The following is a 14,500-nucleotide window of genomic DNA, read 5'->3' on the forward strand; positions in this document are numbered from 1 at the left end:
CAAATAAATCTAAGATTTTGCTATGCATATATTAGGATTTATCATGTATCTTTGTTTTTGAGGAAAATGACGAATCATTTATGGAATCAATATCGGTTTTTGAGATTATTAAAGTAGGAATAGGCCCATCCAGTTCGCATACGATGGGACCTTGGAATGCAGCAGCAGCATTTATCAGGATTATAAAAAGAGAAAGATCAATCGAAGAAGTTAAAGAGGTTTTTCTTGAATTTTTTGGCTCACTCGCAAAAACGGGGATTGGGCACGGAACTGATATTGCAGGAATGCTTGGTTTGAATGGGGAAGATTTTAAGACGATCAATACTTCAAAAATTGATGAGAAAATAGAATACATCAAAAGTACTCAAACCATTAATCTTGGAGGGGAGAAGGTGATTCCGTTTGTTTACGGACATCATTTGATTCTGAATATGAAAAAGAGCCTTGATTTTCATCCCAACGGAATGATTTTCAGAGCTGTTTTTGAAGACGGAACTGAACTTGTACAGGATTTTTATTCTGTAGGAGGTGGTTTTATTGCCAGCCAGGAAAAAAACTCAATTCAAAAGCAGTGTGTTCGTACATTGTATCCTTGTCATAAGGCTTCGGATATTGCAAAATATTGTGAGAAACTGGGATTTGATAAGATTTCAGATTTGATTTTCATGAATGAAGAAAGCTGGAGGACTCAGGAAGAAACGAGACAGGAAGCGCTTTACATCTGGCAGCAGATTAAAGAATGCATTTACAAAGGGGTAAACAAGGAAGGGATTCTTCCGGGCGGACTGAATGTTACCCGAAGAGCTGCAGGAATCAACAGAAAGCTGCTGGGAGACAAAATTTATAAAAATAAAGACGAATGGTTCCAGCAAGTGGTAGATGCTGAAGAAAACTTTACGAATATTAACAAATGGATTGCCTGTTTTGCTCTGGCAGTGAATGAAGAGAATGCAAGCTTCGGAAGAATTATTACGGCACCGACCAATGGAGCGAGTGGCGTAATTCCGGCGGTATTGATGTATTCTCAAGCATTTACACCATTTATTAGTGAAGATGATATCGTGAGATTCTTGCTTGTAGCTGGAGAAATCGGGACATTATTCAAGAAAAATGCAACCATTTCTGCTGCAATGGGAGGATGTCAGGCGGAAATCGGAGTTTCCTCTGCAATGGCAGCGGCCGGACTTACGGAGATTCTGGGTGGAAGTGTCGGACAGGTATTGATGGCAGCAGAAATTGCTATGGAACATCACCTTGGATTAACATGTGATCCCATCAAAGGACTGGTACAGATCCCATGTATTGAAAGAAATACCATGGGAGCTATGAAAGCCATTACTGCCGCAAATATTGCCTTGGAAAGTGATCCTACCAAAGCAAAAGTAACATTGGATGAGGTGATTCTGACGATGTGGGAAACCGCTCAGTCGATGAGTGACCGTTTTAAAGAAACTTCGGAAGGTGGATTAGCCATTGCGGTGAACGTTCCGGAATGTTAATAGAAATAACACTGTTTTAAAAATATAAAACCCTTAGACATTACTGACTAAGGGTTTCTTAATAAAATAAAAGTAAAAACCACTGGGCTTTTAGTATCATATAAAGAGATTTTATCTTAAAATTCCTCTGATCCTGTTGGCATTGGTGATCAGTTCTTCAAGGTATTCATAGTTCTCTTTTTCAAGGGCAGATTTGAATTTTCTAAGCTGAGAGATATGTTCATTCAGTACATCCAACACATTTTCTTTGTTTTGCTTAAAAATAGGAACCCACATTTCAGGATGCGACTTGGCAAGACGTACCGTACTTGAGAAACCGGAACTGGCAAGCTGGAAAATAGTTTCCTCTTCACGTTCTTTTTCCAATACGGTATTGGCAAGGGCATAAGATGTAATATGGGAGATATGAGAGATATAAGCCGTGTGAACATCGTGATCTTTTGCATCCATGTAAATCATGTGCATGTCAAGGGCATTGACTACCTTTTCAACAGTACTCAATGCATCGTCCGCAGATTCTTCTTTGTTGCATATCACGCCTGCTTTTCCGGAGAAACTTTCTGCAATGGCAGATTTTGGACCATTGTTTTCTGTTCCCCACATCGGGTGAAATGCCACAAACCTGGAACGTTTCGGATGGTCTTTCACAGCATTTACAATTCCTGCTTTGGTAGAGCCTGCATCCATTACGGTCTGCTGATCAGACACAAGGTCTAAAACAGTAGGCAGTAATTTTCTGGCAGCATCTACAGGAATGGCAAGAATAATCAGATCCGAATTTTTAATTCCATGTTCCAGGTCTACTCCGGCATCAATTATTTTCAGGTTTAATGCGTCACTGATATGTTGTGTATTGTTATCGATTCCATAGATGAAGCTGGCGATGTTTTTCTCCTTTAATTTCAAGGCCATCGAACCACCAATTAACCCTACTCCAATAATACTTATTTTCATCTTTCTCTATTTTTTAAAATAAAAAAACCTCGTCCCTAGGACGAGGTTTTAAATTATATTCATAAGAATCCCTATCCCAGAGCTGAGGTAAAAATTCTATAATAATATGTTCCGTTGTTAAAATTCACAAGGCAAAGGTAAAAATATTTTTCAAATGAAACGAAATTTCTTTTCTAAATTATATATAGATGATGTTAATTGATGTTTTGGGAGTTAAAAAAAACAGAATTACATTAGGATTGGAAGAGGCTTCATCATTTGCTAGTATATTTATTCTGATTTTATTCTGCTTTTGTGAACATATCCCTTTTTACCTTCTTTAGAAACTACCAGCCACCAATCACCACTTTGGTCTAAAACCTCGACTTGTTCACCTGTGTTTATTTTTTGTAGAATTTGAGATGATGTATTTTTATCTTTTCTTAGATTGGTAAATCCATCGGGGTCTACTATTCTTGAATATACTTTTTCTTGATTATCTTCTTGAATAAGTCCATAATCTTTTGAGTACTTTTCAAGAGAAGGATAACCATAATATTTATTTTTTTGAAAAGAGTCTTTTAATTCCGGGTGAGAAACATAGACGTTGTTTAATAATAAATATGTTTTATCTGATTGTATATCAATATTTTCTTTGCCTTCGAATCCAAGTTGTAAAAGATAAGCAATAGCTTTTTGTAATGTTGAATCTGGAATATCATTCTTTTTGGTGATATTGTCTTTATTATCGGCAAGATAAGTTGTCAGTGCATATAAAAATGAATCTTTTGATTTTAGTTTTTCCAATAGCTTTTCTCTAATCTTAAATACATCCGTTGTACTATTGTAGAATATAAATGATAGTCTCGAACTTTGCTCAATATCATCCCAATTTTGAATATTTCTAATTGCAGAATTAAAAAGAGCTTCATTCTTTTCATAATTAAATAGAGTTACCAAATCAATTGCAAGATCAGGATTTTTAGATGCTACGTTCAAAATGGATGTTAAATCATCCTGATAAATAATTTTGTTCAGAGTTAATAATTCCTCAAAATAAGGATGTTTTTGATTACTATTTATACTTGCTTTGACATTATCTAAATCAGGTAAAATATCATTACCTATTTTAATATATTTTCCTTCCTTTGATATCTGATAATTAGTAGCTTCATTGAATATTAAGAGATTATTATATCCGTTTTGAAGCTTATCAGGTTTAATACCAAGTAGACCTTTGTTGATTTTATCAAAATTTTCCTCAGTATTATTGAATTTATGATGGGTGAAATAACTTTCGATTATTTCAGTTTCTTTTTCAGTTATCTTTTCCTTTTGTTTATATGAACATGAAAAAAATATGAGTGATAATGAAATTAAAAAAGGCTTTATCATTTGGTGTTTATTAATATTGACTTTCAAACGGTAAAAAAAGAGAATTATTTATTTTTTAATTTTTGTAAAGGCATTTCATTATTTCCAGGATTGATAAAATATATTGGATTCCCCGAAATAAAATAACTGTCATCAGATTTCTCAATATAAATAATTCCCATATCTTCAGAAGAATTATCATATTTTATTTTAATTTTTTGATTATTGACTTCTTCAGCTTTTAATTGGGAATATGTATTTTTGATTCCTTCTTCAGTAACATCTACAGAAATATCTTCAAGAGAATTTATTGTGATGTTAAAAATTGTTTTTGCTTCATCTCTATTTGATGCTTCAAAATGATATTCCCCTTTCCAGAAATTAATATCTGTTTTCGTAATATTATTATCTTTCGAGAAAGTTTTTTGTTGTACTAACGATATTTTGCCTAAAGAATTTATTTTATAATGTTCCCATTTTTCAACATTTGTTCCAGATTCATCTTCTACTATATCTAATAAGTGAATTTCACTTTTATCAAGGTAATAATACTTTGTTTTTACAGTTAATGCTTCTGAAAAATTAAAAGATTGGTAAATAACAATCGAGTCAGTTGTTGTTTTATTTTTTTCAATATACAATGTCGTTTGGTAACTTAAATCTGCATTATCACTTTTAGGGACAGTATTTTTAATAAATAATTCTATATTAGAAGCAATTTTTCCAATATTGCTTTTTTTATTTAAAGAGTTTAACTTTTCGTAATCGAATTTAATTTTAGATAAGGCACATTTAGAATCATCCTCTTCAACTTGTTTTTCCGATCTATTAAAAAAAGTAGTTTTTAATTTACAAGTAGGGTTTATAGATTTTACAAAATTCAAATCTGAAATTAACGCATCACCATTCCAATTTTTATCAATGGAAATTTCTTGGGAGAAAGATGGTTTTGAAATTTTTTCTTGCGCTTTTTTGCAAGAAAAAATACTTAAGAATGATAATAAAATAATTAGGTTTTTCATTTTTCTTTAATTGTTTTTATAACACTACTATTAAAATTTCCAGAATGTAAATGACTATTGTGAAGGGAACCTCCATTACCAGCTCTTTTTAGTTTTTGGCAGTAAGCATTTACTCCCTTTAAAACTTCTGTAAAATGGAAAAATATTGCACTGTCGATTACCTTTTGATCCTGTTCAACTATACTTAAATAAAGTGTATCTACACTTCTTCCATTACAATGTTCTTGACTGGGAAAGCTTGATCCTTCAGAAAAACAACTACCCGTTGTGGTTAGTTTGTATCCAGATTTAGCTAAATATCCAATAAATCCAGCAAAAGAATCAGCTCCAGTATATCTTCTTTGAGTTTTTGAAAAGCTATAAGCAATATAAACTCCATCTTTTTTATAATTTAAACTATCTGGCATTTTAATTAATTCAACATTATTTTTTCCTGCTTTATATAATAACCAAATAATTCCTTTTTTAGGATGAGTTCCATATTCTGCAATATCTCCGTTTTCATATTTTACACGTCTAGATGTATTTCCTTCAGAAACATTTTGATCAGAAAGAACTTTTGCATGAGTTGGTTTAGTTTTATAAACTTGTCCAACACCTTTTTCTCTAGTTGTATGCCAATCTACAGTAGTTATTTCATGCTCATTTCCTTTTGAATCGTGATAGACATATTTATATTTAGTTTCATTACCTTCTTTTATTTTTTTAGGTATATGTTTTTCAATTTTGTTATCATGATATATATGATAAGTGACAATATCTTTTGCACTAATATTATCATTTTTTGTACTATTATTGTCGCATGTGAAAGTCTTTGTTTTATTAGATTGTCCTAATTCCTCTACTTCTTTTAATGCCTCTTCGAATTCCCAAACATAAGATTTCCCTTCCTTACCCTTATAGTATTGTTTTTTACCAGCTTTATCAATCCAAAACTCGTGTGTCTCTCTTTTAAACATTGGGTTGTCATCATATGCATCTTTTGTGTTATCATAAACAACATAGTTTCTTTCAGATGCATGAGATGTAGAGTTTGGGTAATTTACAGCTAAGTAAAGTGCAGTTCTATTTTTTAATAAATTTTGATATATTTTCTTCTTAAAATGTTTTTCAACATAGTCTAATTGTTGCTCTGCAGTTAATGACATTAAATGGGTTCTTGTTGTTCCTATTTCCTCTGCAGCCGCTTTTCCAAATTGTATTAACCCAATATATTTATATTTACTATTTTCATCAGGATTTTTTCCAAAAGTTCCACATTTAGGGCTGAATGAATATGCCGATTCTAGAGCCATAATTGTCATTAACCAATTAGCCCCTTCATAATTTTTCTGTGGCAATTCCAAGTTTTTTGCGATTTGTATCACTTTCTTCCTAAACTCACAACTCACTTTTCCTCCCCAAACTAAGTCTTTATATTGTTCCTGGCAAATACAACTTCCTTGTTTTTCAGGTTTTTCCGTTTTCTGCACCCCCGCCGCACTCTTCACCTTCTCCACTTCCATCAAGCCCTCCGAATTTACCCCAAATTTCTGAGATTCAGCGGATAGTTCTTTAGAGATAATTTCTATAAAATAGTTTTGTTTATTTGCATCCGGATCGCCGATACGAGAGTCTATTCCTTTTCCAAAAATATCTTTGCTAATGACAAATCCTGAAGTGTCACATACATCGGCAGGAATTTTAATATTTCCACTTCTGTAGACTTCATCGTTGGAAGTAGTGTCATATTCCCAAACTACATACTGGATGTGTTTCCCCACCATATTTTTAGAGTGAATTCTTACCCTCACTTTATCTCCTACAGCGACTTTGGAAAGCTCTTTTCCGGTATCATCAATAAAAACAGCTTCTATAATATTTCCCTTAGGATCGGACTGTTTGGGTGCGCCTCCTTGTCCGGACGGGAATTTTGGAGTGTCTTTTTGAGGCTGAGGTTTAGGCTTTGGATTATTTTGAGGTTGTCCTTTATAATCCGGATTGGCAACATCTACATTCACCTGGCTGGCTCCCTGAATTTTCCCTGAGTAAGTTGCTGTAACATAGTATTCGTGATGGGCTCCTTCATTTTTATCACCTCTCATCATAAACTGATTGGCTATCTGACGAAGGATTTTTTCATCAGACATCAAAGGTATTTGTACTTCTGCAATCCCTTTTTCATTAACCCGGGCCTTATAACTTCGGGTATGGCGGTTATTTTTATTGATAACAGGGTCATGACCTTTTCCAGGCGCATCATCCTCCCAAAGATGGAATTCAATCTCTTTATTAAACATGGCGATGCAGTGAGCCTGAGCAACCAGAGTATCACGATAACTGGCTTTATTAACATTCGTTCCTTCTCTGTTAAAGAGCACTACTTTATCTATTTTTGAAACTTTATTACTGGTAGGTATTAATATGATGCTGGCAACCAATTCTTTAGTTGTGGAAAGTCCAGGTAAAATTCCTTTCTTAGTCTCGTAGACTTTCATTTGAAATTCTATTCCCAGTGCTATTTCTCCAAAGTTGTAGGTTACTTTTTCACCGGTTTTGGGTTGGTTGGTGATATCTTTCCAGGCTCCGTTTTTTTGTTTTTTATAAAGATGCCATTCATATTCTCCTTTCAACCCGAATGAGAGGCCGGAAGGTTGTATTTCGTAGGGATAGGTTTTTCCTACCATAGGATTCTGATTCCCGATAATATTTCCTGTCATGGCTTAGCTGTAATAAAGTTCGTCTATACCTTTTGTATCCTCCTTGAATGCATCAAAATCTACAACAGGGTTGTAGACTTGCTGTTCCTGCGTATTCGCTTTCCCCACCTGGCTTTTGCTGGTTTCACTTTGCTGCCCGTGCTTGAGAATCGTTATTTTTCCTCCTGTGCTGCACATCAGTTCTGAAATCTCCGTAAGGCAGCTTTTTCCCATGACTTTTACTTTTTCATACGTTTTCTGCCATTTTCCGGCAGGAGCGTAAGCACAGGGAAGATATCCTCCGGAAGTAGGCTTAAGTTTACACTGTCCGAATGGTTGTGCAGCAGGATCAAGCTGAAGATCATCTTCCGTTACAGCGAGATAGTCTGCCTGTCCTTCCTCATCATTCCAGTAATGTTTCTGATGGCTGGTTACTTTAAATTTTGGAAATTTAAATCCCTGATTGCATTGCACTGTCCCTTTCTGCACGATGAAATATTTTCCTTCGTGAGGACTGGATCCACTGTCTTCTTTTTTATCTTTTTTTTCCTCTTTATCAGATTGCTGTTCCGTATTTTCAGATGTCTGTTCTCCGTCTTCAGGCTTCTCTTCTGTAGGGTTTTCTTCACTTGCGGACATTTCCTCTGCAGATTCCTGCTGTGAAGAGTTAGACGTGTTTTGAGGTTCCATTTCTTCAGCCATAAGCTGAGGATCTTCCGGAATTAAAATCGTTTTTCCTGGAACAGCTTCCTGCATAACGTCTTCCGGTGGGCAGTGAAGATTATGATAGGTTTTCAAAATGTCCTCATTTTTCAGCTTAAACTGCCGGGTCAGAGAACTGAATGTATCGCCTTTCTGTGTGACATAATTTTTCATATTATCCTTGTGTTATATTGATGTGATGTTGGTGTATCAACCCTTCTTCATGACTGAGTACAACAGATGCTTTCGCCTGAAGTAGGGTCTTATTTTTGGTGTGTGTGGTGTATTCTAATATAGTAGTTCCTGAAGCCGCTTCAGCCACAGAATCTTTAAACTTAATGCCGCGTATAATCTCCTGTGAAGTGCATCGTTCTGTGATTTTACCGTTTAAAATGGTCAAAGCAGAGTTTTCATCATCGTTTGACTGTTCAATATTAAGTTCACATTGTACAGGAAAAGAGTTTTGTATTAAATAGAAAGATTCTTTCCAGCTTGCCTTCTTCTGAAACCATTCTATCTTTGGAAACAGGGTCTGAAACAGGAGTGTACTCTGAAACTGCTTTAATAAAAACATTTCATCGTTGATATTTCTTTCAAACGTATTCATATAGTTTTGAAAAATTTCACCTACATAAAATTCCTCAAGTTCTTTACGTTGTTCGAAAAAAGTGTCTGTCATTTTCTTATGGTCTGCAAATCCGGTGATCTTACCCTGTTCATTGATGACAAATTCAAGAGGCATAATACTTTGCATGCATACAATGGAAATACTGCTTACCTTATCATCAGGTGTATTTCCGTCAGATTTAAAATCGCTTTGAAGATAACTCAGAATATACCGACCTGTATTTTTATCTTTGCGAAGATTGAGCTCAATGGTATAACTGATGTTGACCGAAGATTCATACGGACTTTCAAAAGTTTCGTTTACTGTATATCTTTTAGCAAAAAAAGAATCAGACCACAGAGAAGGAAAAGTATTTTTTCTTTCCTGCTCTTTTTGTTCCTTGGTTTTAAAATTTGTAGGAACAAAGATGTTTTTCACTTCATTGAGGCTTTCAAACCAGACTGTATCCATCTTTTGACAATGGGAATTGTGAAAGAGTTTTAGCTCCTCACTGGTCATGCCAAGCCGGGAAGCGATAGAGGTCAGCGTGTCTCCATTTCGTACCTGATATTGTAAGAAATCAATTTCCATCCAATGTGAATTATCTGATAAAGCTATTAAAAAACTCTATTGGAAATTCATTTTTGAGGTTAAATTTTAGAAATTGTCGTAGAATTACGACACGAGATTGATGTTGTACAGAAAACCACCCCGTCAAAAATTCTTTGAATTTTTGCCACCCCTCCGGAGGAGGGGAATTATAACGTCTTCAGTTGTGGTTTTAGTCAGGATTGGAGTTTTTGTTGAGGCTTTTCTTGTTGTTTTAATGCGGCTGGATTCCTACGGAATGATAAACTGTAGGGATAAACCATCATTCAATTATGTCATTCCATAGGAATCTAAGCGCTTATAATAGTTTTCAAAGCTTGAGTTGTAACTTAAAATAAGCAAATAAGAAACTTTTGTGACTTTTGTGGTTTCATGATATACAATACAAACAAAAGTTATTATTAATTTTAAAGCTATAAAAAAGCAAATATGAAGAATAGATTTTTATACGGAGTTTTCATTGTATTGACTGGTTTAAGTTTGGGAAATGCTCAGGAATTTAGAGAGAAGTCTTCTGTTTTTTTCACCACTAAAGCAAAAGATACGGTAAAGATTAAAGAAACATTCAACGAAAAAGATACTGCCAAAACTGAAGATTTAAAAGACCGGTTGAAACCTATTCAGGCTAATTTTAAAAGAATCAATTCCATGACAAAATGGACTTCTGTCAAAAAGAAGGATATTGAAGGGGAATCAGCAGAAGGTGGGGAAGCTGTATTTTATTACACCCATAAAAAGCTGGAAAAAGTGATTGCCAGACATTACGGAGAAATGGGGCAGGTACTGATCGAATATTATCTGTTAAATGGACAACTATCTTTTGTTTTCGAGAAAGAATACAGGTATAACCGACCGCTTTTTTATGATACCAAAGCAATGAAAGAGAATAAGGATACGGAAGCCTTTGATTTTAAAAAGTCAGAAATTACTTTAACCCGGAATTATTTTGAAAACGGGAATATTATTTTCATCAATAATACTGCTGGGCGCGGATTTACTATCAGTGCGGATTATCCGGCTGAACAGGAAAAAAAAATAAAAGAGGATTTTAAAAGGCTTTTGAAGTTGGCCGAATAATATGCAGATTATTTCTGTTGATCTGCCTTGATAATGTTAAGTCTTTCTTCCACTTCATTAATCCTTTTAAGCCAATAATTAATTCCTTCCTGATTGGTTACCGTTTCTTTAAAAGCATTATGATTGACCGTCCATAGATGACCTCTGTTTTTTTGATAATCCAGTTCGCGTTCTTTTTTATTTTCGGGTTCTATGCGGTATCTCCAGAATACCAATGCATGCATATATTCTGAGCGGATTTTTTCAAGATAATTAATAATAGCTTTCCTGTCCTGAGGAATATACCCTGGTCCGGAACATCCACAGGAATGGAAGGTGATTCCAACCGTATACAGATCTTTGATGTGCGCCCATTGTTTATCATCATTTTTTGCCGGCGATTTAAAGTCCAGTCCCATATTAGCCATCAGACTTCCACATTCCGGGCATTTGGCTTCTACAGAAACCTGAGCATCACGGTCCACATCTTTCAGATGGCGTCGTTTGAATGTTTTCTGGCAGTTGAAACAGGCATAATGACCTTTGTAAACCATCATGGAGTATCGGCACATAGTATTATCTTATTCTTTGGTTATAAGTTATTTTTTATTTGTTTTTTCCTCTTCATTAAAACTGATTCCCATAAAGCTGCTGGCACTTCGCGGATCGTAGACCGACCATACATTTCCCCAGGGAAAGTTGAAGGTGCAGCTTGGGTAAGGTGTTTTCTTTTTTTGGGTGGGTGATATTCCAAGGACTTTGGTCAGAAAAGTATTATTCCGACGGAAAACATTCATTTCTTTTTCCTCTGTCCATTCATTCCAGTCTTTTGCATCAGCCTTTTCAGAGGTGTTCATATGGATGATATCCAATTGATCTCCAAAAAAGCACAAACTGAAAGCTAGCTGGTAGCCCGATATTTCTATATTCTTAAAATAATACCAATAAAATCCGGTTTTTACATCCCAGAGAGTATGATACTTTTCTTTATAAAAATCAGACTGTTTCAGCTGATCAAGACTCATTCCTTTATAAAGTGTGGTAGCAAAGGCTTCCAGCTCTATAACTCCATTTTCACTGTTAATCAGCATGTCCCAAAAAATTGAAGCTATAAATATACCCGTTTTTTCTTTACAGACAACGAATAATATTTACAGCTTCAATAGAAATAGAAATATCGGTGTGTGTTATTGTGTTATGGATTTGATATTATTAGTGTTGATGGGATATCAGACAGCCAAAGACTCTTGGTATCGATCAGATTTTTCCAGCTTTTACTACTGATCAGCATCAGGTCCTGAGAGTTCAGAAACTCTTTTTCAATCTTTTTCTCATTATACAGCGTAATATGATTAGGAGCTACCTGTTCAATACTTCTGATGAGTTCTTTCACCTCAATATTATTTCTGATCTGTCCTGCAGCATCTAAAATAATAACCTGAGAATTATTATTGTTGATCAGCCTTTTCGCATATTCAAGAAGGTAAAAGTCACTTAGATTAAAAATCGGAACAAAGATCTTGTCTGCTGTTTTAAATTCTTTATCAACAAGGATTCCCACAGGAATGGTTGCTTTATCTAAAACCTGAAGCGTAAGATCATCAAAAGGAGAGTTGTTGAAAATATTACCTTTTCCTTTTACGGTGTTTAATAATTTTTCAGGATTAATAATTTTCGTGGTAAATCCAAGAAGTCTTCCCAGCAAACTTCCTTCATACATAGATTTTCCAAGCATGATAAGTAGAAGATCATAGTTTCCTTTATTGGTAATATTCGTGAGGTCACTTTCAACATCGGTAGAAGCTTTGAAAAGAGTAGTCACTTCAAGCTGAAGCTCATGGGAGGTTTCAATAACATTTTTAAACTGTTCTTTTTCAAAATTTTCAATATCAAAGGCATGTAGTTCATCCACAGGGGCAATGTTCATGGCTGTTACGCTTTTATTACCATTCATTTTATGGGTGAAATTGTCTGCAAGTTTCAATAGTTTGCTTCCTGCTTTTGCTGTTTCGAAAGAGAGAAGAACTCTGTATTTCGTATCGTTATCTTCATGTTCATCTTCTTCTATCATTGACTTCTTTCCTTTGAAAAGATAATTGATAAGATCCAAGCACGGCCCTGTCATAAACGTTGTAAATAAAGCCATGATCACGAGCATTGCAAAAAGTTCAGGCCCCAGTACTCCTAAGTCATAACCAATATTAAGAACGATAAGTTCTGTAAGCCCTCTGGTGTTCATTAAAGCACCAATGGTGAGGCTGTCCTTCCAGCTTATTCTCAAAAACCTTGCAGTAAGGGCGCTTCCAACGAATTTCCCTGTAACAGCTGTTAAAATAATCAATCCTCCGATTTTCCAAAGATGAGGGTCATTCAATAGCCCGATCTGGGTTCTTAATCCTGTAAACACAAAGAATAAAGGTAATAATAAAACCAGGGCAACATCTTCTACTTTTTCTATAAACAGGTTTCTGAATTTAATGTTTTCCGGCATGATCGCTCCGGCCATGAATGCTCCAAAAAGAGCGTGGATACCAATAACCTCAGTGGCATAAGAAGAAATAATCAGAATCAGGAAAAAGATAGCCACCAGCGATTTGTTGATAAAACCTTTACCTTTCTGAGACTCTGCAATTCTGTTCAGGAATGGTCTTACCGCTTTGATCATAATGAAAACATACAGAATAGCCATTAGGATTACGAATACTGATCCTGAGAAAGACCCTGCTTTCACCACCGCAATTACTGCTGCTAAAATACACCATGCCGTAATATCATCAGCGGCTGCACAGGTAATAACAACTGTTCCTATTTTTGTTTTATGAAGATTTCGCTCCTGAACGATTCTTGCCAGAACCGGAAATGCGGTAATACTCATCGCAATGGCTATAAATAAGGCAAAGGAACTGAATTGAATTCCTTCCGGTGCAAATTCTTTATAAATAAAATAAGAAAGCCCAACTCCCAGTGCAAAAGGAAAAATAATACTCGCGTGGCTGATCACCACGGCATCATGTGCTTTTTTTCTCAAAACGCTCAGGTCAAGCTCCATTCCCACAATATACATGAAGAGAATCAGACCGATCTGGCTCAAAAACTGCAGATTGGGAAGTGATTCTTTAGGAAAGATAAAAGCAGAAAGTTCCGGGAAATACAATCCGAAAAGTGACGGCCCTAAAACAATACCTGCAATCATTTCACCAATTACGGAAGGTTGTTTCAGTTTTATACAGATCCATCCGAAAAGTTTAGCGACGAGTATAATGGTTACAATTTGGGCAAGAAGAAGTGCTAGAGGATGATGAAGATTGGTAAGAAAAGAGTCCGCAAAATTTTCCCACATTGTAGTCCCTGTAGCTTTGCTCGGAGTAATGTTTTCCCCAATTTCCAGTGTTTTTCCCTGGATAAAAAACCAGTACATCAGGCAAGAAAAGAAGGCGATGGTACTGATGTAAAAAATAATATTTTTGTATTTCCCCAAATTCATGATTCCAATATTTTATGCAAATTTGATAAGAATATAGTTATGTTAAATATTCTTTTTTTTAAAATGTAATGAATGTTCTAAAAAATGTAATAAAATCTATCTGAAAGAATAGCCGAGTCCGATTCCTATTTTCCAGTTCCCATTCTGATCCGCTGTCTTGGTATTGTAATAGGCAGGGATCTGGAAGGCTATCTTTTGATATACTACTGTAAGACCTGCTCCCAGCGTAGGCATAATAGGGCTGTTTTGGGTTCCGGAAGAGTGGTCTTCTTTAATTCTCAGGGAAGGAAGCATTCCTAGAATGAATTTTAGATTTTTGTGGGTAATATTTACATTAGGACCTGTAAAGTTGAGGTAAGCACCATGATCTACATATCCGCCTACTGCTATTCCGTCAAAAAAAGAGACCTTCAATTTTGAAGAGGTTTCCTGGGAAAAACACAAGCCGGATATGAGAAGTCCTGCAGCATAGAAAAAGTTTTTCATTATAAAATCAATTAATTCCATACAAAATTAACGGGATTCAATACTGAAAA

Annotated in this window: 12 protein-coding genes; 2 read left to right on the forward strand and 10 right to left on the reverse strand. The window is 35.2% G+C overall.

The genetic code is table 11. The annotated features are described in order from the left end of the window. The first annotated feature begins 80 nt into the window (after window positions 1-80). Window positions 81-1,499, forward strand: a complete 1,419-nt coding sequence (locus tag REB14_RS16110) for an L-serine ammonia-lyase (RefSeq protein WP_079240943.1) — start codon at window positions 81-83, stop codon at window positions 1,497-1,499. A gap of 111 nt (window positions 1,500-1,610) precedes the next feature. Here REB14_RS16110 and REB14_RS16115 read toward each other — a convergent pair whose 3' ends face one another. The 6 genes from REB14_RS16115 to REB14_RS16140 all read right to left on the reverse strand — a co-directional run bounded on the left by REB14_RS16115 (window position 1,611) and on the right by REB14_RS16140 (window position 9,406). Continuing rightward, window positions 1,611-2,453, reverse strand: coding sequence for a prephenate dehydrogenase (locus tag REB14_RS16115; RefSeq protein ID WP_309522678.1), 843 nt, complete (start codon window positions 2,451-2,453; stop codon window positions 1,611-1,613). Window positions 2,454-2,723: 270 nt separating this feature from the next. Then, the gene (locus tag REB14_RS16120; protein ID WP_079240945.1) at window positions 2,724-3,827 is read right to left on the reverse strand and encodes an SH3 domain-containing protein; all 1,104 of its coding nucleotides are present in this window, start codon (window positions 3,825-3,827) and stop codon (window positions 2,724-2,726) included. A gap of 44 nt (window positions 3,828-3,871) precedes the next feature. Further along, window positions 3,872-4,828, reverse strand: a complete 957-nt coding sequence (locus tag REB14_RS16125; protein ID WP_079240946.1) for a hypothetical protein — start codon at window positions 4,826-4,828, stop codon at window positions 3,872-3,874. After that, window positions 4,825-7,440, reverse strand: coding sequence for a hypothetical protein (locus REB14_RS16130; protein ID WP_185117015.1), 2,616 nt, complete (start codon window positions 7,438-7,440; stop codon window positions 4,825-4,827). Before REB14_RS16130 ends, REB14_RS16125 begins: the two co-directional genes overlap by 4 nt. 90 nt (window positions 7,441-7,530) lie before the next feature. Continuing rightward, window positions 7,531-8,382 carry a DUF4280 domain-containing protein gene (locus tag REB14_RS16135; RefSeq protein WP_309522679.1) on the reverse strand — a complete coding sequence of 284 codons (852 nt, stop codon included), beginning with the start codon at window positions 8,380-8,382 and terminating at the stop codon, window positions 7,531-7,533. 1 nt (window position 8,383) lies between these two features. Further along, a complete protein-coding gene (locus tag REB14_RS16140) occupies window positions 8,384-9,406 on the reverse strand; it encodes a LysM peptidoglycan-binding domain-containing protein (protein WP_079240948.1) in 1,023 nt (340 codons plus the stop codon). A 447-nt stretch (window positions 9,407-9,853) separates the two neighbouring features. Between REB14_RS16140 and REB14_RS16145 the strand changes: the two genes are divergently transcribed. Beyond that, on the forward strand, window positions 9,854-10,501 hold the full coding sequence (locus REB14_RS16145) for a hypothetical protein (RefSeq protein ID WP_079240949.1): 648 nt from the start codon (window positions 9,854-9,856) through the stop codon (window positions 10,499-10,501). A gap of 8 nt (window positions 10,502-10,509) precedes the next feature. Here the strand turns inward: REB14_RS16145 and REB14_RS16150 are convergent, their stop codons facing one another. The 4 genes from REB14_RS16150 to REB14_RS16165 form a co-directional block, all read right to left on the reverse strand. Beyond that, window positions 10,510-11,037: a hypothetical protein gene (locus REB14_RS16150; protein ID WP_309522680.1), complete on the reverse strand. Its 528-nt coding sequence runs from the start codon at window positions 11,035-11,037 to the stop codon at window positions 10,510-10,512. Between the two features lie 42 nt (window positions 11,038-11,079). Further along, window positions 11,080-11,571, reverse strand: a complete 492-nt coding sequence (locus REB14_RS16155) for a hypothetical protein (RefSeq protein WP_079240951.1) — start codon at window positions 11,569-11,571, stop codon at window positions 11,080-11,082. A gap of 104 nt (window positions 11,572-11,675) precedes the next feature. After that, on the reverse strand, window positions 11,676-13,964 hold the full coding sequence (locus tag REB14_RS16160) for a cation:proton antiporter (protein WP_309522681.1): 2,289 nt from the start codon (window positions 13,962-13,964) through the stop codon (window positions 11,676-11,678). Between the two features lie 96 nt (window positions 13,965-14,060). Next, window positions 14,061-14,450 (reverse strand): hypothetical protein, encoded by a 390-nt coding sequence (locus REB14_RS16165; RefSeq protein WP_309522682.1) that lies wholly within the window; start codon window positions 14,448-14,450, stop codon window positions 14,061-14,063. Window positions 14,451-14,500: the final 50 nt, after the last annotated feature.

This window comes from Chryseobacterium metallicongregator, from assembly GCF_031324065.1.
In the GTDB taxonomy this organism is placed as follows: Bacteria; Bacteroidota; Bacteroidia; order Flavobacteriales; family Weeksellaceae; genus Chryseobacterium; species Chryseobacterium metallicongregator.

Coding starts and splice junctions, on each gene's coding strand:
- REB14_RS16125 (WP_079240946.1), bottom strand. CDS start 4,828: ATGAAAAACCTAATTATTTTATTATCATTCTTAAGTATTTTTTCTTGC.
- REB14_RS16145 (WP_079240949.1), top strand. CDS start 9,854: ATGAAGAATAGATTTTTATACGGAGTTTTCATTGTATTGACTGGTTTA.
- REB14_RS16160 (WP_309522681.1), bottom strand. CDS start 13,964: ATGAATTTGGGGAAATACAAAAATATTATTTTTTACATCAGTACCATC.
- REB14_RS16135 (WP_309522679.1), bottom strand. CDS start 8,382: ATGAAAAATTATGTCACACAGAAAGGCGATACATTCAGTTCTCTGACC.
- REB14_RS16120 (WP_079240945.1), bottom strand. CDS start 3,827: ATGATAAAGCCTTTTTTAATTTCATTATCACTCATATTTTTTTCATGT.
- REB14_RS16155 (WP_079240951.1), bottom strand. CDS start 11,571: ATGCTGATTAACAGTGAAAATGGAGTTATAGAGCTGGAAGCCTTTGCT.
- REB14_RS16110 (WP_079240943.1), top strand. CDS start 81: ATGGAATCAATATCGGTTTTTGAGATTATTAAAGTAGGAATAGGCCCA.
- REB14_RS16150 (WP_309522680.1), bottom strand. CDS start 11,037: ATGATGGTTTACAAAGGTCATTATGCCTGTTTCAACTGCCAGAAAACA.
- REB14_RS16140 (WP_079240948.1), bottom strand. CDS start 9,406: ATGGAAATTGATTTCTTACAATATCAGGTACGAAATGGAGACACGCTG.
- REB14_RS16165 (WP_309522682.1), bottom strand. CDS start 14,450: ATGAAAAACTTTTTCTATGCTGCAGGACTTCTCATATCCGGCTTGTGT.
- REB14_RS16115 (WP_309522678.1), bottom strand. CDS start 2,453: ATGAAAATAAGTATTATTGGAGTAGGGTTAATTGGTGGTTCGATGGCC.